This is a genomic window from Nostoc sp. (genome assembly GCF_036919675.1).
Classification (GTDB): domain Bacteria; phylum Cyanobacteriota; class Cyanobacteriia; order Cyanobacteriales; family Nostocaceae; genus Nostoc.
Window position 1 is genome coordinate 79,920 of the sequence record NZ_JBALCP010000030.1, and the last position, 24,926, is coordinate 104,845.

The 24,926-nt window shown below is 43.2% G+C and carries 25 protein-coding genes and 2 pseudogenes; 16 read left to right on the plus strand and 11 right to left on the minus strand.

Annotated elements, in window-relative coordinates:
• Window positions 1–435 precede the first annotated feature (435 nt).
• A complete protein-coding gene (locus V7K49_RS04745) occupies window positions 436–759 on the plus strand; it encodes a hypothetical protein (RefSeq protein WP_335204707.1) in 324 nt (107 codons plus the stop codon).
• A gap of 321 nt (window positions 760–1,080) precedes the next feature.
• On the opposite strand, the gene V7K49_RS04750 is transcribed toward V7K49_RS04745, so the two are convergent.
• Both V7K49_RS04750 and V7K49_RS04755 read right to left on the minus strand, forming a co-directional pair.
• Entirely contained in the window at window positions 1,081–1,626 is a 546-nt protein-coding gene (locus V7K49_RS04750; RefSeq protein ID WP_334864840.1) for an ImmA/IrrE family metallo-endopeptidase, read from the minus strand.
• Window positions 1,627–1,840: 214 nt separating this feature from the next.
• Window positions 1,841–2,122: a hypothetical protein gene (locus V7K49_RS04755; protein ID WP_335204708.1), complete on the minus strand. Its 282-nt coding sequence runs from the start codon at window positions 2,120–2,122 to the stop codon at window positions 1,841–1,843.
• A 370-nt stretch (window positions 2,123–2,492) separates the two neighbouring features.
• Between V7K49_RS04755 and V7K49_RS04760 the strand changes: the two genes are divergently transcribed.
• The 5 genes from V7K49_RS04760 (at window position 2,493) to V7K49_RS04780 (ending at window position 6,775) form a co-directional block, all read left to right on the plus strand.
• The gene (locus V7K49_RS04760; RefSeq protein ID WP_335204709.1) at window positions 2,493–2,915 is read left to right on the plus strand and encodes a hypothetical protein; all 423 of its coding nucleotides are present in this window, start codon (window positions 2,493–2,495) and stop codon (window positions 2,913–2,915) included.
• Window positions 2,866–3,525 (plus strand): RNaseH domain-containing protein, encoded by a 660-nt coding sequence (locus V7K49_RS04765; RefSeq protein WP_335204710.1) that lies wholly within the window; start codon window positions 2,866–2,868, stop codon window positions 3,523–3,525. The genes V7K49_RS04760 and V7K49_RS04765 overlap by 50 nt, the downstream gene beginning before the upstream one ends.
• A 212-nt stretch (window positions 3,526–3,737) precedes the next feature.
• Window positions 3,738–5,768: an FAD-dependent oxidoreductase gene (locus V7K49_RS04770; RefSeq protein WP_335204711.1), complete on the plus strand. Its 2,031-nt coding sequence runs from the start codon at window positions 3,738–3,740 to the stop codon at window positions 5,766–5,768.
• A 350-nt stretch (window positions 5,769–6,118) separates the two neighbouring features.
• Window positions 6,119–6,445: an ATP-dependent Clp protease adapter ClpS gene (gene clpS / locus V7K49_RS04775; RefSeq protein WP_335204712.1), complete on the plus strand. Its 327-nt coding sequence runs from the start codon at window positions 6,119–6,121 to the stop codon at window positions 6,443–6,445.
• A 6-nt stretch (window positions 6,446–6,451) separates the two neighbouring features.
• Window positions 6,452–6,775 carry a DUF2103 domain-containing protein gene (locus V7K49_RS04780; RefSeq protein ID WP_298907535.1) on the plus strand — a complete coding sequence of 108 codons (324 nt, stop codon included), beginning with the start codon at window positions 6,452–6,454 and terminating at the stop codon, window positions 6,773–6,775.
• A gap of 257 nt (window positions 6,776–7,032) precedes the next feature.
• Here V7K49_RS04780 and V7K49_RS04785 read toward each other — a convergent pair whose 3' ends face one another.
• From V7K49_RS04785 to V7K49_RS04795, 3 genes and pseudogenes are all read right to left on the minus strand, one after another.
• Window positions 7,033–7,353 (minus strand): hypothetical protein, encoded by a 321-nt coding sequence (locus tag V7K49_RS04785; protein WP_334796549.1) that lies wholly within the window; start codon window positions 7,351–7,353, stop codon window positions 7,033–7,035.
• A gap of 509 nt (window positions 7,354–7,862) precedes the next feature.
• Window positions 7,863–10,621, minus strand: a pseudogene (locus V7K49_RS04790) (cation-translocating P-type ATPase).
• 43 nt (window positions 10,622–10,664) lie between these two features.
• Entirely contained in the window at window positions 10,665–10,982 is a 318-nt protein-coding gene (locus tag V7K49_RS04795; RefSeq protein WP_335204713.1) for a hypothetical protein, read from the minus strand.
• A gap of 34 nt (window positions 10,983–11,016) precedes the next feature.
• Between V7K49_RS04795 and V7K49_RS04800 the strand changes: the two are divergent.
• A pseudogene (locus V7K49_RS04800) lies at window positions 11,017–11,817 on the plus strand (FAD-binding oxidoreductase); the annotation flags it as partial.
• Between the two features lie 414 nt (window positions 11,818–12,231).
• Here V7K49_RS04800 and V7K49_RS04805 read toward each other — a convergent pair.
• Window positions 12,232–12,618 carry a hypothetical protein gene (locus V7K49_RS04805; protein ID WP_334972205.1) on the minus strand — a complete coding sequence of 129 codons (387 nt, stop codon included), beginning with the start codon at window positions 12,616–12,618 and terminating at the stop codon, window positions 12,232–12,234.
• A gap of 118 nt (window positions 12,619–12,736) precedes the next feature.
• Between V7K49_RS04805 and V7K49_RS04810 the strand changes: the two genes are divergently transcribed.
• Entirely contained in the window at window positions 12,737–13,417 is a 681-nt protein-coding gene (locus V7K49_RS04810; RefSeq protein WP_335204714.1) for a response regulator transcription factor, read from the plus strand.
• 39 nt (window positions 13,418–13,456) lie between these two features.
• A complete protein-coding gene (locus tag V7K49_RS04815; RefSeq protein WP_335204715.1) occupies window positions 13,457–14,734 on the plus strand; it encodes a sensor histidine kinase in 1,278 nt (425 codons plus the stop codon).
• A gap of 1,125 nt (window positions 14,735–15,859) precedes the next feature.
• Here the strand turns inward: V7K49_RS04815 and V7K49_RS04820 are convergent.
• Together V7K49_RS04820 and V7K49_RS04825 are read right to left on the minus strand one after the other, a co-directional pair.
• Window positions 15,860–16,345, minus strand: coding sequence for a molybdenum cofactor biosynthesis protein MoaE (locus V7K49_RS04820; protein WP_334864807.1), 486 nt, complete (start codon window positions 16,343–16,345; stop codon window positions 15,860–15,862).
• A gap of 262 nt (window positions 16,346–16,607) precedes the next feature.
• Complete coding sequence (locus tag V7K49_RS04825) at window positions 16,608–17,036, minus strand: KTSC domain-containing protein (protein WP_334972211.1); 429 nt, start codon at window positions 17,034–17,036, stop codon at window positions 16,608–16,610.
• A gap of 250 nt (window positions 17,037–17,286) precedes the next feature.
• Here V7K49_RS04825 and V7K49_RS04830 point away from each other — a divergent pair, with 250 nt between their 5' ends.
• Both V7K49_RS04830 and V7K49_RS04835 read left to right on the plus strand, forming a co-directional pair.
• Window positions 17,287–17,457 carry a hypothetical protein gene (locus V7K49_RS04830; RefSeq protein ID WP_334864803.1) on the plus strand — a complete coding sequence of 57 codons (171 nt, stop codon included), beginning with the start codon at window positions 17,287–17,289 and terminating at the stop codon, window positions 17,455–17,457.
• 309 nt (window positions 17,458–17,766) lie between these two features.
• Window positions 17,767–18,045: a hypothetical protein gene (locus V7K49_RS04835; protein ID WP_335204716.1), complete on the plus strand. Its 279-nt coding sequence runs from the start codon at window positions 17,767–17,769 to the stop codon at window positions 18,043–18,045.
• A 625-nt stretch (window positions 18,046–18,670) separates the two neighbouring features.
• On the opposite strand, the gene V7K49_RS04840 is transcribed toward V7K49_RS04835, so the two are convergent.
• Window positions 18,671–19,507, minus strand: a complete 837-nt coding sequence (locus V7K49_RS04840) for a class I SAM-dependent methyltransferase (RefSeq protein ID WP_335204717.1) — start codon at window positions 19,505–19,507, stop codon at window positions 18,671–18,673.
• 81 nt (window positions 19,508–19,588) lie between these two features.
• Here V7K49_RS04840 and V7K49_RS04845 point away from each other — a divergent pair, with 81 nt between their 5' ends.
• A complete protein-coding gene (locus V7K49_RS04845; RefSeq protein ID WP_335204718.1) occupies window positions 19,589–19,942 on the plus strand; it encodes a cupin domain-containing protein in 354 nt (117 codons plus the stop codon).
• 90 nt (window positions 19,943–20,032) lie between these two features.
• Here V7K49_RS04845 and V7K49_RS04850 read toward each other — a convergent pair whose 3' ends face one another.
• Complete coding sequence (locus V7K49_RS04850; protein ID WP_335204719.1) at window positions 20,033–20,269, minus strand: hypothetical protein; 237 nt, start codon at window positions 20,267–20,269, stop codon at window positions 20,033–20,035.
• Here V7K49_RS04850 and V7K49_RS04855 point away from each other — a divergent pair.
• From V7K49_RS04855 to V7K49_RS04865, 3 genes are all read left to right on the plus strand, one after another.
• Window positions 20,261–20,887 (plus strand): DUF1003 domain-containing protein, encoded by a 627-nt coding sequence (locus V7K49_RS04855; protein ID WP_335204720.1) that lies wholly within the window; start codon window positions 20,261–20,263, stop codon window positions 20,885–20,887. The genes V7K49_RS04850 and V7K49_RS04855 overlap by 9 nt on opposite strands.
• Before the next feature lie 113 nt (window positions 20,888–21,000).
• The gene (locus V7K49_RS04860) at window positions 21,001–22,479 is read left to right on the plus strand and encodes an alpha-amylase (RefSeq protein ID WP_335204721.1); all 1,479 of its coding nucleotides are present in this window, start codon (window positions 21,001–21,003) and stop codon (window positions 22,477–22,479) included.
• Window positions 22,480–22,826: 347 nt separating this feature from the next.
• Window positions 22,827–23,246 (plus strand): (2Fe-2S) ferredoxin domain-containing protein, encoded by a 420-nt coding sequence (locus tag V7K49_RS04865; protein WP_335204722.1) that lies wholly within the window; start codon window positions 22,827–22,829, stop codon window positions 23,244–23,246.
• 100 nt (window positions 23,247–23,346) lie between these two features.
• Here the strand turns inward: V7K49_RS04865 and V7K49_RS04870 are convergent, their stop codons facing one another.
• Window positions 23,347–23,883 carry a nucleotidyltransferase family protein gene (locus tag V7K49_RS04870; RefSeq protein WP_335204723.1) on the minus strand — a complete coding sequence of 179 codons (537 nt, stop codon included), beginning with the start codon at window positions 23,881–23,883 and terminating at the stop codon, window positions 23,347–23,349.
• 322 nt (window positions 23,884–24,205) lie between these two features.
• On the opposite strand from V7K49_RS04870, the gene V7K49_RS04875 reads away from it, so the two are divergent.
• Window positions 24,206–24,661 (plus strand): GFA family protein, encoded by a 456-nt coding sequence (locus tag V7K49_RS04875; RefSeq protein ID WP_334864788.1) that lies wholly within the window; start codon window positions 24,206–24,208, stop codon window positions 24,659–24,661.
• Window positions 24,662–24,926: the final 265 nt, after the last annotated feature.

Here is a 24,926-nt window from a genome sequence, read left to right on the forward strand (position 1 = left end):
TTGATCAAGGTAAAAATTGAAATTCCTAATTCTAAAGGAATGGTTTAGCTGTAGAAAGCGATGTCTAGGACGGACTATGCCTACACTCGTTGATTTGTTCACAGTTCTTCATTTTTAGATTTTAATTTTAGGATATAAAGAGTTTTATTAAGCAGTAATACTCACCGACTTGTTGATAATTCTTGACTTTCAACATTTCAAGTAAAGTTTATTGTCTTTTAAAGTAAACAAACTCTATCGACTGCTAATCTTTTAATTAATGAAAGCAAGGTTTGAGCCTAATCATATGTGTTCATATGTGTCTCAACTGCTTAACAAAGCTTAAAAGTTGGATAATTAACGTTAATTTTATAGCAATTAATTAGTTATTCAGGAATCTCTAAGAGTTTATCTTCACCAAGTACACAACTTCCACAAACCGAACTCCGAAACCCGATGATGAATCATTACTCACTTCAATGGATTGAGGTATGGTGCCAAGAAAATGGCTGGACAGATTTATTTGTCGAGCGACGTAACAACTTCTGGGCTTTCCCTCCGGGTGGGGTAATGCCAGAACCAATCCCAGTTCATGTTCTCAGATTAATTAAAGCCGAAAAAGGACTGACTTTTGAAGAACGATTGTGGTCGATATCCGCAGTAATTGGCACAATCCTAGCTGTTCTTTTCACCTTTTGGTTTCAGTCGCCCATGCCATTAGTTTTGGCTTTCGCTTTTAACGCCGTTACGGTGGCTCAATTTGAACTTGAAGATGCCTAAATTCTTATTTTGGGCTTTGCTATTAAAAACTGCTCTTGTCTACTTTCAGCAAGAGCAGTTTTTAATTTCAGAAAAACATAGGAAATCACCACAGTTTCAGCTAAAGATTATTAGTTAATATTTATCGATTGACCAAGGCATTTCAGTACATACTTGACCAATGCAGCTTCTAAAATTCTGATTCTTTGTTAGCGCACAGACCCGTAGCAGTAGCGTTAGCGAGTACGAGCATTACCCTAAAGGCTTGCTGTTAGGCATCGCAACAGAAAACCCCATCGACAAGCATTAAAGGAATTTTGTTCGTTGGCTGATCACGTAGTATTAGCATTTGACAGACACGTCAGTCACATTGCTGCGAAACTTCACCATCGCTTCACTAGCGCCAAAATGTTCTGCAATCTGAGGTAACAGCATCTTTCGTTGTGTCGCCCATAATAAACCACGTTTGGGAATTTGAAGGCATCCTCCCAAATAAGTTGCTTCATCCTCGTTGTTTTGTTTACGTTTTGGTAGTCCGGTCACAGAATCAAAGCCAACAGGGTTATGATCTAGCAACACATGAGCTATTTCATGCATCAGATTTGATTCATACCGTGCAGGTGCATGACGGGGGTTGTATACAATCCAGAGCGGGCGATCGCTTATAATCGCTCCTGACCACCCATCGCTAGCAAGTAATACTGCTACTTGCTCTGCCTCTAAATTTGGAAGCTGATCGGGCGTAAAAAGTGTTGCCTCTAACTTAGCTGCTAGAGTGTCTGCGGGTAACGCTTCAAACGATCGGACTCGAAGCAAGCTTCGTTGTTCAGTAGCGATCGCCTCACAGCGTTGCCTAACTTCAGGCGATAGACTTTGAATTAATGACATATTTTTAGGGATCTTGCTTCAATTCGCCATCATTTTGAGACAAATCACGGTACGCTGCTTTGACTAAGGATGCTAAACCATTGGCGATCGCCGGATCAAGATTTTTGTCAGCGCGTAGTTGAATAGCGATCGTTTCAGGTGTATTTAGTTGAACCTCTTCTCTAATTTAAGATAACTTAGCAGCTAGCATTTGTAGCCATAAGATATAACTTAACTAGTATCTAGCTAAACTTTCAAAATTATCAATTTCATTTGCTAGCTTGAGGTAAATTGCACATTCTCTAACAACATCATCTAAACTAGCATCATTTTGTTTACACCATTTTTTTATGCAAGCATAGCTAAGTTCTTCAATTTCATCAGCATTGACAAGGGCACGCTCAGTATTTTCTTCACATCGAAGCCAATCAAGTAATTGATTCCGTGATATGTTCCGCAAGCTTTTTAATTTAGGTTCATAAACAGCCCATTTGTATTCATTTTCGTATTTAAACAAGACATAAATCAAAATTGTTCGCCCAGAATAAATTTTTGCACTAATAATATCATCACGAATCTTTCGGGCGTAGTCGCGGTTACTATACAGCTTAGATGTATGGTGATAATATGGCGATATATTGTCATCAACTAAAGCCTCTAAATCAAGTACACCTGATTGAATTGTTACTTTGGATGCATTGTTAAAAAACTAAAACAATAATACATTTGAACTAAATTTAGTTAATTATGTTACTTTTTACCAGTTATTAACGAATTTAAGTAGTTCTAATTTGCAGACTATTTCTGGAAAGTTCTACTTTTGAGATTCGCCTGTTTTCACGTTGCTAATCCGCAAGGGGTTTTGATGCCAGAACAGGAGGCGAGAGATGCGATCGCTCAAAGCAACTTCAAATTTCTTCCCCAATTCAACCAAAAGAACCAACCTCTCCGTATTTCTGGTAGCCCTGAACGGCATGAAAATGGGCTTGTTTCAGGAAATAGCGCGATCGCTCGTTGGCAGTTACGGTACAGGTCATCTAGGGCAAGAACTCAGGGAATTAAAACATCTTGGCAAAAATGATTTAAGTAACCACTGGAGCGATCGCGATCGCCAGAATTGGATTCCTTACGCACGCGCAGGGATTGAATTGGGGCAGATTTTCTCACGGGTACGTCGGGCGTCGGGATCGCAATTATCTTCAAACAGTTCAGTTAAAGGGAATAGAGCTTGCAAAATTTGCGGCAGATGTACTAACGCAAGTGGGCGATCAACCTACTCTTGTCTTAATCGAAGCAGACGTATGGCGTAATGAGCGTGGTGAGGAAAATGGAGGTCAAGCTTGGTTTCAACTAAAAAATGAATATCTCTTTGCAAACCGGGATGTCTTAGACTTCCAACACGTTCCAGGTCATGCTTGTGTATATCCTCGTGACCATAACCAACTTAGGAACCTACTTGGAATAATTCGCTTCCGTACTGGCGACGAGACAACTCAATACATAACCAATCGACAAGCTTGGAATGAGAATTCTCCAGCACGAGATTTAATTCACTTAAGTGGTTTTTACGATACCTCTGTACCTGAGTTGCTCCATTACTTCTCTATTGGAAGATTACCGAAAACACAAAAAGCCCAAGATACCTCAACAGCACGCGAACTCTATATGCTCGATTCTCAAGATGATGAATACGGTGTAAATATTGCATTCAAGCACCAGCAGATGTTAGAAATGCTTCCCTTCTTCATTCGTTCGGATTTCCAAAAAACAGAAGAAAGCCTAAAATCACTTTGCCGAGTGCCACACTACTTACGAATCTCACCAGCGTGGTCTATGGGTAATATTCATTCACCATATCCAATGCATTTAGGCAAACAACTAATAAAAGATCATTTATGCATCCTTGGTGTAGAAGTCTGAATCAATATTTCTCATAGATCAGGAAAAAAGTACTTAGCAATCAGCACTTTTAACTCAGCTTTAATAACTTCAGGGTAAATTTAGGCGACATACTCAGTATCTTAAGTGTAACAATTGTATTTAAATATATTTACTTTTATAAACTTGTGATGATCATTTGCTGAATGCTACCTTCTACAAGGTGACACAGGATTTGGAGTGTTTTTTTAACCATGAAGCGCAGACACAAAGTAGCTTATAGCTTAACATCGCTGATCAGTCTCAATTTAATATCCACCTTAGTTGCTTTTGATTTTGCGATCGCCACACCACCAAGAACCCCAGACAAAAGTATCAATTGCGAGATTTTAGTTGTGGGTGGTGGACTATCTGGTGTCGCCACAGCTTACGAGGGGTTGCTAGCAGGACGAACGGTTTGCCTCACGGAAATTACTGACTGGCTAGGAGGACAAATTTCTGCTCAAGGGACATCTGCGTTAGACGAACGCCCAACTCAGCGATCTCTCAAATTCTATTCTCGCGGCTACCTAGATTTGCGAAACCGGATTGAGCGCAAATACGGTAAACTTAACCCCGGTAACTGCTGGGTAAGTGAATCCTGCTTTCTTCCCCGCGATGCTCACACTATTTTGACCCAGATGCTTAAAGATGCCGAAAAGCGGGGCAAAGGGAAGTTGCAATGGTTTCCCAACACAGTAATTAAGGATTTGGAAATCGCTGCTGATGGCAAAATAATTAATAGTGCGATCGCTATTCAACATCAACCACCAAAAGGCGCACCACCTCTCAATACTTTTACTTTATCTCAAAGTATTGAAGATTCTTATAGCTACGAAAACTCATCTCGGTTTACCAAAACTATTCTCCGTTTTATCCCCAAGGCAGGTAATGGGGATGCTCCTAAGTGGTACGTCGTAGACACCAGCGAAACTGGAGAAATTATCGCCCTTGCTGATGTCCCCTATCGATTAGGCATTGATGCCCGTTCCTATCTGGAACCTTCTGCTTCCAGTACCAACAACGACCCATATTGCCCTCAAGGCTTTACCTACACCTTTGCAATGGAGGCAACCAAGGAACCGCAACCGCAGCCGATGCCCCCATTTTATTCACAATATGCCCCATATTTCAGCTATGAATTAACGCGACTGGCTAACTTTGATTTGGTTTTCACCTATCGGCGCATTTGGAGTCCAAACAAAGGGAAACCAGAAAAATTTGGCGGTATAAATTTTACTGCTCCTAGACCAGGGGATATCGCCATGCAAAACTGGACTTGGGGTAACGACTACCGCCCAGGAACTGCTGCTGATAACCTGATTTACAGTCGCCAACAGTTAGAAGCTACTGGGCAGTTAAAACCAGGGGGCTGGATGGGAGGACTGCGAACAGAAACCCTCCGCAAAGCTGAGGAAAATGCCCTATCTTTCTATTACTGGTTGGTAGCTGGGACTACAGATTCTCAACTGGGGGAGGGTATAAAGCAGCAGCAAGCCAATAACCGCTTGTTGTCAGGGCTAAATTCCCCGATGGGGACAGTGCATGGCTTATCGAAATATCCCTATATGCGCGAAGGACGGCGCATCATTGGCCGGCCCAGTTGGGGGCAACCCGAAGGCTTTGGTATTTGGGAAATTGATATTTCTCGCCGAGATTACAGTGATCAGTATTACCCCAAGACTCTGCCAGCAGATATGTATCGTAGACTACGAGCAGCACTTGCAGGTTTAGAAGCAGTATCAGTAATTGATGGTAAAGTCTCACCAGACAAAGCAATGCGGCGGACTCGTTCTACCGTCTTTCCCGATGCTGTGGGTATTGGTCACTACGCTATAGATTTCCATCCTTGTATGGTGAATAGTCCTCCGGAAGCCCCTGGTAATACAGAACATCCAGGTGAAAGACGTGGTGCTGGCCAAGCTTATCCCTTCCAAATTGCTTTGAGGGCAATGATTCCCCAGAAAATTGACAATTTGCTGGTAGGAGGCAAAAGTATTGCTACTAGTCATATTGCCGCTGCTGCCTATCGAGTCCATTCCTTTGAATGGTCAGCTGGCGCAGCTGCGGGAACTGTTGCTAGTTTTGCCATCAAAAATGCGATCGCACCTTACCAACTAGTCGATGATTTACCCAAACAAGAGCTACAACTGGAAGCACTCAAACGGCTTTTGCAACAAAATGGTAACCCCACAGCCTTCCCCGATACATCTATTTTTAACGAAAACTGGGATAATTGGCGGTAGGGCATTGAGCAATTCAATTTTGGATAATGGAATTGACGATAGCACAGCGTAAAGCCTGCGGCATGGCTTCTCTACCAAAGGCTGCGCCAACGCTTAGAGCGAGTCTGCGTATCCCTTCGGGGAAGCAAGCTAGCAAGAGCGTCTCATAGAGAGCGTCTTTTGGATTAAATTTCAATTCTTTAATCCAAAATCGTTCGACTGAGCGACTTGTACTGAGCGAAGTCGAAGTAAGCCGAAGTCTAAAATCTAAAATTCTTACTCCCAACTCCTAACTCCCCAGTCCCCAAACAATGGACTAAACTAGTTGTTTGTAGTGTAGTTTTGTAATAATCCTCTTGACCAATTGTTCTATGGTTACGACGCTTTCAGCAAATGTTTACGGGATGGCCACAGCACCAACTATAGCTCCTGAACGGTCTAATCAAGTTACCCGTAAGACTTATCCGAATTACAAAGTGATTGTATTAAATGATGATTTTAATACATTCCAACATGTGAGTGAATGTTTGATGAAATATATTCCGGGGATGAGTGGCGATCGCGCGTGGGATCTGACTAATCAGGTACACTATGAAGGTCAAGCGATCGTCTGGGTCGGTCCCCAAGAACCTGCGGAACTTTATCACCAGCAGCTGCGCCGAGCAGGTTTGACAATGGCACCTCTAGAAGCAGCTTAAATCATCATGGGCAAACCCACCGTAGATCCCCTTCAGACGGCTTCGCAAAAAGCTGGCAGACTGGTTTGGAATCACTCGACACACCTTTCTGGTCTGATCCCAATTTTAGAACGTCTTTGTCAGATGGATGGCATCCAAACGGTGACGCCGGGAGTAATTGGGCGGTCAAAAGGTCATTGTCCAAAAATGCAACTGCGGATCTCAGTACCGATCCGTGGGGGCTATAAAGTAATCGCCCGGCAGGGGAAGACGGTACAAGAAGTGTTTATTTTGACCCCTTTGGCGCAGTCAGAACTGGAAACGGCATTAGCGATCGCGATGAAATGCTAATCATGTCATTTGTTATTTGTGCAAAGCTAATGATCAATACAACTCTACCAGAGGCTGCGCCAACGGCTCCTTTCGGCAACTCTTAGAGACGCTCTTGCTAGCAAGATCCCCGTAGGGGTACGCTCAAGGCAAGCCGCCCAACTCTACCAGAGGCTGCGCCAACAACGCCGCTACTTCGACTACGCTACTTCGACTACGCTTAGTACAAGTCAGTACAAGTCAGGGCAAGCTCAGGACAAGTCCCCAATCCCCAATAACTATTCCTCAACCCGGTGGACGGCAAATTTGTGTAGTGGCAGACTAACAATGCAAGAAAATGTTAAGAAATATGACAGAGCCGTAGTTATTCTCAAAGTCATGAGTATAGATTCCCAGTCGGGTAAAACTATCTTCTCTATGCCAAAGGCTACACAGTAAACTAGCCAATAAGTAAAGCTCATTCTAAACAGAATCTGCTCTGTTTCTTCTATATCATTTTTTTGCTGCTTGCCGTCCCACAGTAATATCAGTCCAATAATGCAAGCTACAAAGGAAACAGCAACTACAAATTCGTGACAAAATATATTTAACGAATGCATTTGTGTTTATCCCCACATTTTTCAGTTGAAATTCAGTCTAAATGAATATTCCTTGCAGAAATACAAATTATTTACAAACCTCAATAGAGTCATGCATCTGTAAATAAATGCAACAAAAATTGCTGTTTTGCAAATCTTAATTTTTAATGAAAATTAAATATTTTTGTTAAGCAGGCGATCGCAGATTGAAGCAGAAAATATCAATTCTGCGGTTCAACAAGTGATCGCGCTGCTAACAATTCCAGAGCTTCTAATCCGGTTCTAGTAACCATTGTCCCTGAGAATTGCATCTTATTTTAACTAAAATAGGCCGGCAGGCTTCTGGTTATAAAACAGCACCAAAAGCCCTGAATCGATTTATTGAAGAAATAAAACAAATTGTTGACAGTTTATCATTGACAACAAACAAAACTGTGACATTGAGATTTACTTTTTTCCAGAATGCTTGGTTTTATCGCTGTCCAATGTGAAGAAATATTTCGCCAACAGTGTCTTCTCTAACACTACCCCTAATTAAGCGGATCGAAGCGTTGCAAGATGAGAGCTATCAGCACCACTGGGAAACCTACACCGATACAAATGAGTGCTTGGGTAAAGGTCAAAGGTGTTGTGTCAAACACTTGATTCATCATGCCCCACTGACTAAACAAACATTGTAAAATCACCACACCCACAATTCCGATCGCCGGAGCATAGGTGACTGATGTGCTTTTTCCTTTAATTCTGGCAAACACAGAGGGGAGAAACTGGGTGATACTTAGGAGGTAAAAAACTTCTGCTGCTACCAGTCCATTAATTGCCATCGTTCGAGCCAACGCTTCATTGCCTGTAGTTTGAAGTACCCATTGGAACATCCCAAAAATCACCAGCCAATTAAAGACAGAAATCGCCACGATCCGCTGAACTAAACTACCTGATAAGAGCTTTTCGTTAGGGTTACGTGGTGGTTGTTGCATCACCTGTCCAGATTTTGGCTCAAAAGCGAGGGGAGCAATCAACGCTACTGAACTGACCATGTTCAGCCCGAGAATTTGGATCGGCAAGATGGGAAGAACAGTTGCTAGGAGGATGCCAATCAAAATTGTCATGGATTCTCCAACATTGATCGGCAGCATGAAAGCGATCGCCTTCCGCAAGTTTCGGTAAACGGCACGCCCTTCTTCCACAGCGGCTTCAATTGAGGCAAAATTATCATCAGTTAGGAGCATATCAGCTGATTCTTTGGCAACGTCTGATCCTGCTATGCCCATCGCTACACCAATATCTGCCTGCTTGAGAGCCGGAGCATCGTTTACTCCATCTGCAGTCATTGCGACAATTTTACCCTTTAACTGTAAGGCTTTCACCAAACGCAACTTTTGTTCTGGAGCAACTCGCGCAAATACCATGCTTTGTTCAGCTGCTTGCGCTAGTTCCTGCTCATCCATCTGAGCTAATTGCCCTCCAGTGAATACCTGTTCTTGTGCCGAGCAAATTCCGATCTGGCGGGCGATCGCAAATGCTGTCAGTGCATGGTCACCAGTGATCATCTTCACCTTAATTCCTGCCTCTTGGCAAGCACGGATGGCGGCGATCGCTTCTTGGCGCGGTGGATCAATCATCCCTTGGAGTCCCAGCAACACCAGCGAATCCTCAATATCAGTGTGATCCAAAGATTGGCGATTTGCTGCCACTTCTTTTCTAGCAAATGCGAGTACCCGTAACCCCTGCTCTGCCATGCGTTCAACTTCTTGTTCGACTGCGGCAGGATTGACAGGAGTAAGCTGTCCTTGGGTATCGAGCATTTGCTCTGCCCGCTTGAGAACCGCCTCCACAGAACCTTTGATATAAATAACATTCATCCTTTGTTTTGCATCCAATTCATGCAGAGTTGCCATGTACTGATATTGGGACTCAAAGGGAATGGTGTCTATCCTGGGCATCTCCTGCTCAAGGATAGCTTGGGTTAACCCCGCTTTTTCAGCAACTGCAATCAATGCTCCCTCGGTTGGGGTTCCTACCACGCTCGACTGTCCGTCTCGCCATTCAATGTGAGAATCATTGCAGAGTAGAGTAGTCCCGCTTCTAGGCATTCTCGGAGAGCAACATGTCTATCTCCATTGGGATCAACAGATTTTTGATCCATCAAAATTTCCCCGTCTGGAGCGTAACCAATCCCATTGACACTATATTTTTGCTTACCCGCATAAATCGCCTGAACCGTCATCTGATTCTCCGTCAACGTCCCCGTTTTGTCAGAACAGATAACAGTTGTACTTCCCAAAGCTTCAACAGCAGGTAGCTTGCGAATAATGGCGTGACGCCGTGCCATTCGGGAGACGCCGATCGCCAAAGTGACTGTGACGATCGCAGGGAATCCTTCTGGAATCGCGCTGACAACCAGAGCCACACTCGCTTTGAAAACATTAATTAAAGATCCACCCTGTCCTAATCCGACTGCAAATGTCAGGGCAGCCAACCCTAAGATGACGTAAAGTAAGGTTTTGCTGAACTTGTCGATTTTTCGCGTCAGTGGCGTTTTTAACCCAGTGCTGTCTTGAATTAACTGCGAAATTCTACCCGTTTCGGTGGCATCTGCGATCGCTACGACAATTCCTTCTCCTTGTCCAAAAGTGACGAAACTTCCTGTATACGCCATATTGCTTCGTTCGGCTAACGGTGTCTCGACATCCAATAATTGGGTTGCTTTCTCCACCGGAACGGATTCGCCTGTTAAGGCAGACTCGTCAACTTGCAACCCACGCATACTTAACAACCGCAGATCCGCAGGCACTTTATCCCCAGATCCTAGCAGTACCAGGTCACCCGGAACAAGCTCAGTCGAAGCCAGACGAGTTTTTTGACCATTACGAATCACAGTTGCTTCGGTAGTGACAGCTTTGGATAGAGCAGCGATCGCCCCTTCTGCTTTCGATTCTTGAATGTAGCCAATTATGACATTAATCAGTGTGACAGCAAAAATTACGCCTGCATCTATCCAATCTCGCAGCAGCAGCGTCACCACTCCCGCCGTTAGCAAAATATACAGCAGTGGTTGATTAAATTGCTCTAGAAATCGTAGCCAAGGACTTTTTCCATCTTTACCAGTCAGTTGATTTGCACCCATCTGTTGATGCCGCATGACAGCTTCTTCATGGGTCAAACCTGCTTCTGGATGGCTGGCTAACGTTTTTACAATCTGTTGTTCAGCCAGAGTATGCCATTCATAGTTGAGTAAATCTTTTGTCGTCTGGGGAAAAGAATTTTTTGCGATCGTATTTGTTGCCATCTCCGTCTCCAAATTAAAATAACCGTTTTCTTGAAAGCGTTATTTATGAAAATCTTTTGCTAAGTTCATAAACACGCCACTCTTGCACACCCCAGTAACGGAGAATTGATTCTACTTTCCGGATTTCATCCACTGTTCCCTCTACCTTCACCAAAAATTCTTCTGGGGAGGTGGATGGGTGATAAAGTCTAACTTGCCTTTCGGGAGCAAACCAACCTTGAAACGCACCATCCATTCCATATACACTGCCAAACATTGCACTCCCTCCACCCGCCAGCAGCGTAGCTAGCACAGATTCAACCGCTAACGCCGGTCCAAAACCGGGAATAACTAATACGCCAAGTCCGGCTGTGAGTGCCAAGAATCCTCCGGCTGCTCCTCCTGTGATTGCACCTGGTACGGTTCGCCATCTTGTCTTCGATATTTCTGGTGGTCATTTACGCTTTCTGGAAGGACAAAGTATCGGTATTGTTCCACCTGGATTAGACAAGAAAGGTAGACCAGAAAGGATAAGGCTATATTCTGTGGCTTCTACCCAACATGGCGACTTGGTTGACGACAAAACCCTGACCCTCTGTGTTAAGCGGGTAGAGTACAATGATCCCAAAAACAATGAAAAGGTTTATGGTGTTTGCTCCAGTTATCTCTGTAGTCTGGAGGTTGGTGAAGAAGTAAAAGTTACCGGACCGACTGGGAAAGAGCTTCTGCTCCCCGCCGATCCAAACGCCAAGATCATTATGCTGGCAACCGGGACTGGACTTGCACCCTTCCGGGCTTGTCTTTGGCGGATGTTCAAGCAGGAACAAAGGGCAGTCAATCCAGATTACCAATTTAATGGTTTCGCCTGGTTATTCTTTGGCATTCCAACAACTGCCAACATCTTGTACAGGCAAGAGTTAGAAGCAATTCAACAGCAATACCCTAAGCAATTTCGTTTAACCTACGCTATTAGCCGCGAACAGAAAAATGCAGCTGATGAACCAATGTACGTTCAAGATCGGGTGAGTGAAAATGCAGCAGAACTCTGGAAGCTAATGCAGCAAGAGAATACCCATATCTATATTTGCGGTTTGAGGACGATGGAGGTTGGGATTAAGGCTACCTTTGCTGCTGAAGCTGCTTCAGCAGGTATTGACTGGCAGGAATATCGGAGAACTTTGAGAAAAGCTGGTCGTTGGCATCTAGAAACGTACTGACTGGGTTTATAAATCTAGAGCATCTCTCTTAGTTTAAAAGGAGAGACATTGCAACTTTAGGTGAGTGTAAATATAACTTTTCCCAGAGCAAACGCATCTTGTCAATAAGAACATTTCAATATCAATAAAGTTCAAAATAATTGCATTAACCCTTTCTTATTAACAAAGTTTTAAGCGATCACTTTAACCCTTGAAAAATCAATCAAACGACAAATTCTTATTCTTCCGTTAACCCACTAACCAACCTTTTTGTCAAGATCAATTAAGATGCGTTTGTCGTGAGACTGACTAGTTCGTATTTTTAGCCGTAATTTCAGTTGCCTTGTATTCCCTTCTATCGCTTATCGACGTTCGCCAAGGGTTTGAAGCCATGAATCAAACATTGAAAACCAAGGCGGAACACATTTATTAATGTTAATCCACAATCTCATAGCGCACTAACTTCCTCACATCCTGACGAGGTAGCCCTAGTTCTTCGGCAATTGTCGCTTCTATCTGGCTGAATTCTATCGTTGGAAGTTCTAATTCCAATCGCTTCAGGATGGGGTCTGCTGTTTCCACTTCAACTTGAGTAATTTTCTGAGTTCGGTTGACAGCAGCGTTAATCAGCAATACGTTGACTGATAGCCGTGCTTCCAGTTGGGTATCTGACTGAAGTTTTGTCTTTGTAGAGTAGGATTGGCTTAACTGTTGAGCAGCCAGGAAACTACAACTCAGCCAAAACACAACTGCTACCAGTGGCAGAGGCAACCAAAACTCTAATCCTAGTCCTCGCAGCCAACTTTTGCTAATCCGCCACACACTACACTTGCCTCTGATTTTGCCAGGTTATACTTAATCACACATTCATTCTGACTGATGAAAGAAGTTCACATTGCTTCAATGCATTATTATTAATAAGCTCAATTGCACAAAGGTGATGAGAATCTTACTGGTCGAGGATGATCCAAAGCAATTAATGCCGCTGCAAACAGTTCTCTCCCAGGCTGGACACAACGTTGATGGTGTCAAGGATGGTGAAACCGCTCAATGGCTTTTGGCTGAAAAAGAATATGACTTGTTGATTTTGGATTGGATGTTACCTCGGATTAGTGGGGTAAGTCTGTGTCAACAATATCGGGCTGCCGGGAAAACCGCTCCCGTCTTAATGATTACGGCCAAAGATACCACACCTGATAAAATAACTGGATTAGATGCAGGAGCAGATGATTACCTAGTCAAACCAATTGATATTATGGAGTTCATGGCATGGGTGCGGGCATTGGGGAGGCGATCGCCCCTCTGGCAAGGAGACACCCTCCGCTTGGCAGACCTCGAACTTCATCTCGACACGCTGATTTTAGAGCGACTTGGGACAATTGTCTCCCTTTCTAGCCAGGAATTTCAGTTGCTAGAATACTTCATGCGTCATCCCCGCCAAATCCTGACTCGTAACCAGATTGAGCAAGCTGTATGGGAGTGGGGTACAGAGCCAGAGAGCAATGCAATCACCGTTTTAGTTCGTAAGCTTCCCCAACGTTTGCAAATATTAGCAGCAGCCGATTGGATTGAAACTGTTTATGGTATGGGCTATCGCCTCAACCCTTCAGAACCATCTTGAGATTTAACAATTCTGGCTTGGAGAATTCTTCTTTGAGTTGTGTTTAACCGCAGTCGTCGTAACTTAGCTCGTTGGTTTACCCTTTCAATGGGGTGCATTCTGATTCTCTTTGCTGGGGTAATTTATCACGTTGAGGTAAAAGACAAGCTCAAAGCATTAGATCAACTGCTTTATAAAAGAGCAGAGTTAATGGCAGCCAGTTCACAGTATCGACTATACCAAGGACACAAACAAGTCGATCTGAGCAATATACCACTATTGGGTAGTGGTTCTCATCCCGCTGATATTGAACTAGTTTATATTCGCTGGTATGACCCAAATGGCAAACTCAAGCGCTTTTTTGGTAGTCCACCTCCAGAACAGTTACAAACGGCATCTGGGTTTCTCACGATTAAGTCCGTTGATCCAACAGACAAACTGCTTTGGCTGCGTCAAGTCACGCTGCCTGTTCAAGGAGGGAATTCAGTCATCGGTTATCTGCAAGTTGCTATCCCGCTGACAGAAACTCAAAACGATCTCAGACAATTTCAGTTAATGTTGACGCTAGCTGTACCTGTAGCGCTGGGGTTAATTGGGCTTACAGGTTGGGTACTAGGTGGCATAGCCATGCAGCCTGTTCAGCAAGCCTATAAACAACTGCAACGCTTTACATCAGATGCTTCTCATGAGTTGCGATCGCCCCTGTCTGCGATTTTAACCAATGCCCAAGTTGGGCTACTAATGGCGGTAGACCGTCCCCAGATCCATCCCTCACTGGAAAATATCATCGATAGCGCAAAGTTGATGAGTACCTTAGTTAATAACCTACTGCTGTTGGCTCGGCATCAAGGACAATTAACTCCAGAATCTCTCAAAAAGGTAAATCTGAATAGCTTACTGGAGAATTTAGCTGTTCATTACACTACTGTTGCTGCAAAAGAGTCGCTTAAGTTGATCAGCCATTTACCAGAACAACAAATTGAGTTGTGGGCTGACCCCGATTTGCTGCGCCAAGCAGTCGAAAACTTGCTCAACAACGCCTGCAAATATACTCCGTCTGGGGGAACAGTTTGGTTACGCTTAGAACCTCACTCAGATCGAGTCGTGATTCAGGTCATCGATACCGGAATTGGTATTCCAGAGGCAGATTTACCTTACATTTTTGATCGCTTCTACCGAGTTGATACAGAACGGGCACGAGAAAACGGCGGATTTGGGTTAGGATTAGCGATCGCTCAACAAATTGTCCAGGCTCATGGCGGTCACATCTATGTAATGAGCAATCAAGGTAAAGGCTCGACGTTCCAGATAAAATTACCGCTTAGGAGCCATTCTTAAATCACCTTTTCACCGACGATTATCATATTTTTTTCTTCCACTACTTTTCCCTACTCATTTCACGATGATCTCACTTTTTCGCGTTGCTCCCGGCGGGATATGGGGCAGGTGCAAGATATAACTTAAGGGGTGAGATCAGCGAGGCGATCATTTGCCGCCACTTACAGCAGTTTTCATCTATTTGAACCACATCTGTCGTAGGGGCGCAAGGCCTTGCGCCCCTACCGGGTGGTCTATTTACCTGAAAATAGCTGTAACTATGGGTAATCCTCAAGAGTACTATCTCTAAAAGAGAATCTCCGATCGCTGACAAGATTCTCACATTGAATAGTAGTGGCGATCGCAATGTCATCTCTGCCAGAATGCTGCACAAAATTGCTTCACATTTAATTTTTTCAACCTATGAGCACTAACTACTATAGTAGTCCTAAATCATTTGTAAAAATAAATTAACCGCAGAGGCTAAAGAGACGCAGAGAGAGGAATCGGAGATTTTCACGACTCATTTAGGATTGCTAAAACCAAACAGTTATTGCTAAAATTCAAACGCTGGTTGTCAAAATTTGAACATTTGCAGCTAATGCGAGATCATTCATAATGAATGTTTAAGCGTTTGCAGCAATTGTATAAGTAATTGCTCCAAATGCTTCATACTTTGCAGCTAATGCAAGATCATTCATAATGAATGCTTCATAGTTTGCAGCTAATGCAAGATCATTCATAATAAATATTTAAGCGTTTGCAGCAATTGTATAAGTAATTGCTCCAGATGCTTCATACTTTCCAACAAATGCTCTGCCATCTATAAGTATTGCTTAAATCAGTGCAGCAATCATTGCATTAAGCTTATAAATGCATTTAATACGAGATGGCGGGTGGTGCGCGGCGCAAGAACAACAATAGGCGACGCTTAACGGACAATTTAACACTCACCAATCCTAAGCCAAGCGATTCTGCCCAGCTTTTATCTGCAAATGGATCTACGAATGGGGCATCTCCTATAAACGTAGGTTAAAGAAGGTCATCCAGCAACTAGCGCAGCACAGATCATGCTTCGCTAATTGCTGGATGAATTGCTGCGTGTTCAAGAGATTGCACTTGTTTGAAGACAATAGCTCAGAAATCTTAACAATTTTCTGCTGATGTTTCACAAGCACCAATACTCACCCAGCTGCTAGAACCATCTTCCCAATGCTCTTTTTTCCAAATGGGTGCATTGTGTTTAAGAGTATCAATAGCATACTGGCAAGCTTCAAAGGCCTCCCTCCGATGAGGACAACCCACTGCTACTAAAACGCTAATTTCTCCAACTTGCAAACGTCCGGTGCGATGATGAATCACTACGCGATTCACATCAGACGTAGATAAGCGAATATCAGCAGCAATTTGATAAAATACCCGCAATGCCATCGGTTCGTAAGCTTGATACTCTAGAGCAACCACAGGTTTACCATCGGTTTGATTGCGAACCACGCCACTCATCATAACCACAGCACCGTTGGCTGGATCGTCAGACTTGGCATAGATTTCTTCAAGAGACAATGGTGCAAAGCTAATGGCAAAACTATCTTCGGCTCTTGGTTTAACAGCAGAGGCAAGTGTAGTCGTCATAACTGCGTTGATACTATGTAGGCTTTTTCTATTGTCTCTGAACGAAACGCTACTGGTGTATATTTAGTTGCTCTTGCTAATGCTTTTCAAATAGATTAGACCACAAATCGTCAGGTAGGTATTACCCACAAAAGCCTATGTGATGCACATTTGAGATATTGGTGGCAATGCCCAACGCCAATTGCTCTACTTAATGAATTCCAAGCCTTTTTACCTAAAGCCTAGACAACACAAGAATTATTGAAAACCCTATATCCAATTATTAGTCAATAGTATAATCTGCATTATCTAGACGATCGCAGTCATATCTACCTTTAATCTCTTGATTGAAAAAGCTACCAACTGAGTCAGAGGAATGTAAATCTTCCCAAGTATCCTCGTCTACGCCTAAGTACTGATAAACAGATCCACTTTGAAACTCAACTTGCAAAATGTGTTCGTTGCGATCGTAGCCTACAGCCATAGCCATTGAGGAGACAACTGGTAGCATGACAATTGGTTCTTCTTCAAAGGGTAGTGCAGTCGTTTCAGTGATAGCTTCGTTCAGTTCTTGCAATCCTTCATAAGCTTGTATCGGTGCCGGAATTTCTAAAAACTCCAGTTCGTCGCCTCGATCAAGCAACAACTGCAAATATCCATCAGAGTGAGCGATCGCTATTAAACTGCTCAAGTCTACCTTAGATAGCTTCATTTATTTTGTGTTGTCCTGTTGGCGTAGTCGGGAGTGTTAAAGTTTTATGCAACACTTAAGTGCTTTAATAGTACAAATATACTATTGAAGCACTTCACTGTCAAGTTTTTTTCACCAAGCGAGAATTTTAGGTGTGTAGAGACGCGAAAGATTGCGGTACAAAGTGGAATTTTGCGCCTCTACTAGGTTTATCAGTAAATACAATTCAAGGGAAATAGACCACTATCCAAATTGTAACTGCGCGTTAATTGTGGATTTTGATGAAGATGAATATGAGTTAGATGACAAAGAACCTGCACCAGTCGCTTGCATCGGTTGCTCTAACTATCACAGGGTTGGTACAAGCAGCAATTTGATAGTTTGTGGTATATATCCCTTGGGGTGGGATGATGAGAATTGTCCAGAGTTTATCAATCCTTAGTAACTGGCTAAACCGATAATTTGTGGCTAAAGTCATGGTCAGGTTCATGACTTTTTTCATAAGTTATTGTGTAAGAGATTTATACAATAGTTGTATAAAATCAAAGTGATATTGAAATTTTAAACCCAAAGTGCTAGACATTAGCAGAAGCTAATCCCTAATCATCACAATACCTTTTATATATGTAATCAGGCTACCAAACCTAAGTTACAAATATTTCGGAACATTTTTGGAATAAGCATTATGCCTTGTGTAGTTAAATTCAAATGAAAACATCACTTGATACTTTTATCAGTTCAAGAGGAACTCATGATTAATCGGGTTATAGACTTCATCTTCGTAGATTCTTTTGCCTTTGTAATTAATGTCACCTTTGGTACACTACTTCATACTCAAATATGCAATTACTCATGGTCAGGAAAAACACCCTTAAATTCACAACCAGAGGAGATTAGCTCTAATGAGTCTATTTCAACATCTTCTTCGGAAAACATAGATTTAGCCACTCCTACCCTCAGCAAATATTCCAAAGTAAATGCAAAGATGAAGGTAGAAGCTTTGAGTAAAAATACTTCGACGAGTGCGTAGATAGCAATCACTTTTACTTAGAAGGCTACACCTTGGTTTTTTAAGTGTGAGTCCATAAATGCTACATTGCAAAATACATCTGCGACACCGATAGCGTACCCCTACTCAAAAGCGCTCAAGGGATGGGAGAAGTTTTCGCCGCAATTGGGACATCGACTGTTCTTCCCAAACCCCGTGGAAAGTCCCCTAGATGCCCAGAAAGTCAAACTCGCACTCGTAGAATTCGTTATCCAATTAGTCTAAACTCCAGTTAGTAGGACTTAGGCATCAAGTACGAAATGTAGAGGCAATACCCTGCGGGAAGCCCTGCGGGTGAAGCTCCTACGGACGCTCGTTCCTCTCTACGAGACGCTGCGCGAACGCTACCGCTTCGCTAACGCTACCGCTGCGCTAACAGCAGTCGCTCATGGGGGAAACCCCCTACAGCCCTATCTCCTAAAGGAGACGCTACGCGAACGGGCATCCTACGGCAGGCGCTAGCCTCTCCCTTTGGGAGAAGACCGCGCTGCTTCACCGCTTTGCGTCTACATGAATTGCCCCTACGGGAAATCAAGGCTTTCACTACCTTTTTGCGTAAGTCCTGTTTAGTGCAAATCAGGGAGAGGTTTATCGAACTCACGTTGTATTAGTCTATTGGCTTGCGACCAAAGGTATAAAAAGTTGTGATATCGTTCCAAATGCCTTCTTGCGTCACTAATACTGCCAATTCTGCTTCAAATTCCGCCTCAAGTTTCTCCAACTGCCCAGATGAGAGTTGCTTCATGGGATGTGGAAATTGTCCAGGTGCTGGATGAGAACCTCCAGACCACATCTGCTTTGCCTGTTGTAGGCTAATATAACTACCGTCTTGCTCAGACTTAATTTCAATCGCCTCAAAACCTGCTGTTTTTAGTAGGTCATGGCACTTTTCAATGGTGCCTGTCGGTTTACTGAATGCGAGTGAAACGCCATACTTTTGGGCGACTTTTTGCATAGTTACCCCTCCCACAAAAGCGGTGTCTGCAAATGCATGAAAGCCAATTAGCCCACCAGGTTTGAGCAATTGATGCCAAAGGCATAATGCCGCAGGAACGTCAACCATCCAAATCAGGGCTGAGGAACATAGGATAACATCAAAACTGTTGGCTGGAAAGTTCAGTTTCTCAGCATCCGCGAGTACAAGCTCAATATTATTCAGCCCCAACGCCTCAATCTTGCGTTTTGCCTGTTCAAGCATCCCAGTTGAAATGTCCACTCCAACAACTCGACCTGCAAAACCGATAAGCTGTGCTGCTTTAATCGCCACCATCCCTGTCCCTGTTGCAATGTCTAAAACATGCTGTCCTTGGCAAATCTGTGCATGTTCAACCAGACGATGAGCAATTCGAGGATGCCAATCGCCCTGATCATAAGTTTGACCTCTGCAACTGTATAAATCCGCAATTTGTTGCTTGTATTCATTTAGATCAAGTTGTTGATTCATAATTATCTTCCACACAGTGTTTTTTGTCTTACATTTACATAATGCTAGAAAACTAATTTAGTATTCAAAGAGGTAAATAACATGTCACAACAGACCTTTATTCAAGCTGACCTTGAGCGATCGCTAGATATTGAGCAATTTCCTGGTGCTAAGTTTTTCTCCCTAGCCGAGCCTGGATCGCAGGGTTCAATACACCTGCTAACAATGAAGGCGGGTACAATGATTCCTATTCATACTCATCCTTGTGATGAGTATGTTTATGTAATGAAAGGAGTTGTAGAAACTGGGGGAAAGAGTTGTTCGGCTGGAATTTTTTGGTTCACGCCAGCCCACATCCAACAAGGGCCCCACATAGCCATCACTGATGTGGAAATACTCACGGTTCGGCTTGGGCCAATGGGCGTGTTTGAATCATCAGTCGCAGATCCGCTTTAGTTGTAAAAAGCGAGGCGTTGCTGATTTGATGTCTGAAAATTATTCTTACAAAGTTCACCGAGGAGAGTATCCCCTCAGTGGACTTTGCGCTTAGTACAGTTTTGCGTCAAAGCGTAGCGTTTTTAATGCAAGCCGACGCATTAACAATGCGGCCGACACATTGGCATCTAGAGATGATGCTAAATTTATTGTTGTGAATTGTGATCCACTGCCCAAAGCAGTAGCAACACTATTTTGGTTGTAAAACAATTTACCATTTGCTAACAGCATCAGAAGATAAGTAATAATCGAATAACATCCAGATTCAGGAGTTGCAGCATGACGCACAAGGCATACGACACAGCCAACAAACACTTATCTTTAGGTGCTAAGGAACTCAAAGAGAAAGCTTCTCGAAATCAAGTGATCACGGCTCCATTACCAGACGCCATTGCAAAAAATATTGAAGCGATTAGTTTACTTCATAGCCAGGAAGTTCGAGATATTCCCGCCCACCAGCGGATACTAGAAGCGATCGCTACATTCTTTGGGCGAGCGATATTTATGTATAGTTTGCTAGTCATGCTGGCTCTCTGGATTTTTGGCAGTTTTTTTGATGGCTTTTTGCCATTCAACCTGCCCGCGTTTAGCTGGTCAGATCAAGGCTTAGACGCAGCTGCATTGGTGATTTCAACCGGAGTGCTGGTCCGACAAACTCGCCAAGAAAACTTTGCCGAACAGCGGGCGCAACTGATGCTACAGCTTAACCTGCTCTCTGAGCAAAAAATTGCCAAGATTATTGCTCTATTAGAAGAACTCCGTAGCGATTTGCCTAATGTGATCAATCGCCATGATTCGGAAGCTGAATTGATGCGGCAAGCTGCTGACCCGATCGCAGTATTGGAAGCACTCCAGAAAAACCTAGCTGAAGAGCTATCATCCACAGAAGAAAACAATATAAGTTGATCGCAGTTTTTTAGTAGACTTTTGTTTCTCTTTAGAAACATCAAACACAACTTAAAGTATAGTTTTTTTGGCTACAATCAAGATCCATCGTATATTTGACTAGAGGGATACAAATGGCTCAATTGAATGGTGTAATGATGCAGTACTTCCATTGGTATATCCCTCCAGATGGCAATCTTTGGAATGAGTTTAAAGAGAAAGTCAAAGAGTTAGCTGATGCAGGTGTTACATCTGTTTGGTTACCCCCAGCTTACAAAGGAACAGGGGGTGGCTACGATGTCGGCTACGGGGTCTACGATATGTATGATCTAGGCGAGTTTGACCAGAAAGGCTCGGTTCGGACAAAGTATGGCACAAAAGACGAGTATATCGCTGCTGTCAAGGCTGCAAAAGATGCTGGTATTCGAGTATATGCTGATGTTGTCCTCAACCACAAGTTAGGTGCAGACCAAGAAGAAGAGGTGGAAGCAACGCCCTATAGTCCAGACGATCGCAACCAGGCGATCGGTGAAATGCAAAAGATTAAAGTGTGGACTCACTTTACCTTCCCAGGTCGCCAGGGCAAATACTCCGATATGGAATGGCACTGGTGGCACTTCGACGCAGTTGATTACAACGTTTACAACGAAGGTGAGAATGCAGTTTATCTGTTCAAAGATAAACACTTTGACGACAACGTTGACCTGGAAAAAGGCGCTTTCGACTATCTCATGGGATGCGATCTGGATATGGAAAGTCCAGAAGTTCGTGAAGAGTTGAATCGCTGGGGTGAGTGGTTTGTGGAAACCACTAATATAGATGGTTTTCGTTTTGATGCCGTTAAACACGTTAGAGCTGGCTTTTTCCCAGAATGGCTGATTCACTGTCGCCAAAAGGCAGGTCGCGATCTGTTTGCCGTTGGTGAATATTGGTCTTATGAAGTTGAAGCGCTCCACCATTTCCTTAACATTACCAATGGTAATGTCATGTTGTTTGATGCGCCATTGCACTATAACTTTAGCGCTGCCAGCACACAAGGCAATGACTACGACATGCGGCAGATATTTGATAATACCTTGGTGCAACAGCAACCTACTTTAGCAGTCACCTTAGTAGAAAATCATGATTCTCAACCCTTGCAGTCGTTGGAGTCTGTAGTAGAAAGCTGGTTTAAACCGTTGGCTTATGCGTTGATCCTACTGCGAAGTGAGGGTTATCCCTGTATCTTCTATGCGGATTACTATGGTGCTAATTACAAGGATAAGGGCCCAGATGGGAATGAGTATGAGATTTGGCTCGATAGTCATCAATGGATAATTGATAAATTTTTGCACGCTCGTCAAACCTATGCCTATGGCGACCAATACGATTATTTCGATCACCCTAATACAATTGGCTGGACACGCTTAGGAGATGAAGAACATCCAGGCGGTATGGCGGTTGTTCTGAGTAATGGGGAAGAGGGGACTAAGTGGATGGAAGTTGGGCAACCCAACAGCACTTACATTGACATCACTGAACATATCAGCGAATCCGTGACAACGAATGATGAGGGCTGGGCTGATTTTCGATGCACTGCTGGTTCCGTTTCTGTGTGGGTTCCACAGTCGTAGTCGGGGTTTTAGCTTAATCCGACATTCATCCCACGCCTCACCCGCAAGGGGAGCGTGGGATGAATGGTGCTTGGCTTTGACACCGCCGGAAAACAGCTAATTGCATACTTGCAGCAAATTGCTCAGAAGCGCTGATTCTTGCTGAAACTAGATGATCTACCAGAACAGACTAAAGGGGAAATTTACACTATCCTGTTCAACGTGAGTTCGACGAACTCCTCCCTGCCTGGAACTTTATTTCAAGTCTCTCCCTTTAGGACTCACAGAGGAACGGATTTGCGTAGTAAAACCTCTTAGAGGTTTTTTGATTCAGTTCACGTTATTCAGATAAATAGGTAGGGTCATCCATGAACAAACTGATCCAGCGGATTAAAGCATTACTCCAACGTATTCTCAAGAGGTTTTCATCCAATTCTGAGCAACCATCGCGCCTAATAAATTCTCGCCCGTTAGACACATCTATCAAGAGTGTTTCTCCGCGATGGGAGTTTGGTTTGGTGCTTGTGTGTTCACAATGTGCAAACGAGCAGTCAGGCTCAACGGCTTCCGAAGAATTAGAGAATTGGTTAAAATCTCGTTTAAAGTTTGAGGGATTATGGGGTGAATTTCGGGTTGTTAGCACCAGTTGTTTAGGTGTTTGTCCCCGGATGGGTATTACTGTCGTTATTGTTAGTAATGGAAGTGTCGGTAATAGTCCATGCTTAATTGTAAATCCTCAGAGCGATCGCGAACTTCTTTACTCACGCATCAAACAGAATAAAGAATGATTTTACAGCTTTGCTAACGCTTAGAGGTTGTTTGAAAATTCATGTCTGAGCGATTACTACTTTAAGCGAGGTGTATTTGGCTATAACCCAACTGTAACTTTTACGCCAACCGCAGATAAGGACACTTTTGTAAAAACCCAGATGCCTTGTTATCAGCCTCTAGGTTATGCGTATGTGCTGGCGTCGGTCGAATAATGCCGTCAAACAGGTCATCTAAGCCGTAAGGAGTGAAAAATTGCCATTGACCTTGTGCATCTAGTCGAACTCCCACAGCAGTAGCAGTGTGCAGCCAATTTGTGATGCCATCCTCTGTACTAGTGTAGGGTCTGCTACCAAGACGCCAACGAGCAAAACTAGCTTGATTTTTGACATCAAACTCGCGATTAGGAAATTGTTCTGTAAGAGTCGCCTTTGCTGCTAGTTCTTGGGAACGATTCCCTTCTATATCAAAGAATGCAATATCAAAATCTTTAATACCTAACCCACAGCCATTGCCAAAAATTGAAGCCCAAACAGTGTTTCTGACTGCACCTCCGGCTAACCACCAGTTAGGTAGATTTAGTTGAGCGATCGCTCTTAATACTGTATCAATAGGTGTATCAGCTAAAATCATCTGTAGACGAGTGTTACTATTCATACCCCTATATTAATGGACTACATCTGTTATTACGCAGTTCTGGGATAGCCAAAATTAGATCCCAAGGTAAGAAGCAGGTTTTAATATTAGACGCAGCCACCTTAGAATCATGGTGAAATCTCAACCTAACAGAACGCTATTTCAACTTATTAGAAGCCTGGTTGATTTGGGGAAATAACGAAATTTTGGGTGAGCATCAAGACTCATTCGGCAAACGACATTGGATAAACTTATGAGTTGATTGTATTTCCTACAACCAGTTTCAAGATTGAGATAGTTTTCGCTACAATCAAGCAATATCAATTGTAAGGAGATAAAACCTATGAGTCTTCCATATACTGGAGGTTGTCAATGTGGGCAGATTCGTTACGAAATTCATGCCCAACCGTTAACCCTTTATCTATGCCACTGTAAGGAGTGTCAGAAACAATCCTCTAGTGCCTTTGGAATGTCTCTTACTGTTTCACGAGATGCTGTTGTGATTGTTCAGGGAAAACCGAAAGCTTGGACTCGGAAAAATGATAGCGGACGTGAAGTAAATAACTTGTTCTGTGGCGACTGCGGAACGCGATTGTTCCATGAACGGACTTACAACTCAAATACTATCAACGTCAAAGCTGGAACGTTAGATGATACAAGTTGGTTACGCCCAGTGGGTAACATCTGGACACGGAGTGCCCAATCATGGGTGATAATTTCAGACCAATTGCTCAACTATGATGGACAACCAGAGGATGTGCGCCCTTTATGGGAAAAATGGACACAACAGCATCCATAAACGCACAATTCCCGACATCAGACATCATACCCCTGATAGTTAAGCTAACGCGCTCAGTTCGTAGTCTAACTGATGACTGTATCAAAGGAGAGAATAACAAAATTCTACTGAGAAAGTGCTTTAATGAACATATGAAATTATTTAAAACAGTAATATTTAACTCGAATTATAAGTTCAGTTTGTATATCATTAGTTTTACATACTTGTCGGCAAATAATATTGAAAAGCTAACACAGGCTCAATATTTTTCTATAAAATCTTACTG

Excerpts from the sequence above, each read along its gene's own strand:
- V7K49_RS04860 (WP_335204721.1), top strand. The coding sequence starts at position 21,001 with ATGGCTCAATTGAATGGTGTAATGATGCAGTACTTCCATTGGTATATC.
- V7K49_RS04840 (WP_335204717.1), bottom strand. The coding sequence starts at position 19,507 with ATGAATCAACAACTTGATCTAAATGAATACAAGCAACAAATTGCGGAT.
- V7K49_RS04770 (WP_335204711.1), top strand. The coding sequence starts at position 3,738 with ATGAAGCGCAGACACAAAGTAGCTTATAGCTTAACATCGCTGATCAGT.
- V7K49_RS04875 (WP_334864788.1), top strand. The coding sequence starts at position 24,206 with ATGAGTCTTCCATATACTGGAGGTTGTCAATGTGGGCAGATTCGTTAC.
- V7K49_RS04820 (WP_334864807.1), bottom strand. The coding sequence starts at position 16,345 with ATGACGACTACACTTGCCTCTGCTGTTAAACCAAGAGCCGAAGATAGT.
- clpS (WP_335204712.1), top strand. The coding sequence starts at position 6,119 with ATGGTTACGACGCTTTCAGCAAATGTTTACGGGATGGCCACAGCACCA.
- V7K49_RS04865 (WP_335204722.1), top strand. The coding sequence starts at position 22,827 with ATGAACAAACTGATCCAGCGGATTAAAGCATTACTCCAACGTATTCTC.
- V7K49_RS04845 (WP_335204718.1), top strand. The coding sequence starts at position 19,589 with ATGTCACAACAGACCTTTATTCAAGCTGACCTTGAGCGATCGCTAGAT.
- V7K49_RS04785 (WP_334796549.1), bottom strand. The coding sequence starts at position 7,353 with ATGCATTCGTTAAATATATTTTGTCACGAATTTGTAGTTGCTGTTTCC.
- V7K49_RS04855 (WP_335204720.1), top strand. The coding sequence starts at position 20,261 with ATGACGCACAAGGCATACGACACAGCCAACAAACACTTATCTTTAGGT.
- V7K49_RS04750 (WP_334864840.1), bottom strand. The coding sequence starts at position 1,626 with ATGTCATTAATTCAAAGTCTATCGCCTGAAGTTAGGCAACGCTGTGAG.
- V7K49_RS04835 (WP_335204716.1), top strand. The coding sequence starts at position 17,767 with ATGATTAATCGGGTTATAGACTTCATCTTCGTAGATTCTTTTGCCTTT.
- V7K49_RS04760 (WP_335204709.1), top strand. The coding sequence starts at position 2,493 with ATGCGATCGCTCAAAGCAACTTCAAATTTCTTCCCCAATTCAACCAAA.
- V7K49_RS04780 (WP_298907535.1), top strand. The coding sequence starts at position 6,452 with ATGGGCAAACCCACCGTAGATCCCCTTCAGACGGCTTCGCAAAAAGCT.
- V7K49_RS04870 (WP_335204723.1), bottom strand. The coding sequence starts at position 23,883 with ATGAATAGTAACACTCGTCTACAGATGATTTTAGCTGATACACCTATT.
- V7K49_RS04745 (WP_335204707.1), top strand. The coding sequence starts at position 436 with ATGATGAATCATTACTCACTTCAATGGATTGAGGTATGGTGCCAAGAA.
- V7K49_RS04825 (WP_334972211.1), bottom strand. The coding sequence starts at position 17,036 with ATGAAGCTATCTAAGGTAGACTTGAGCAGTTTAATAGCGATCGCTCAC.
- V7K49_RS04810 (WP_335204714.1), top strand. The coding sequence starts at position 12,737 with ATGAGAATCTTACTGGTCGAGGATGATCCAAAGCAATTAATGCCGCTG.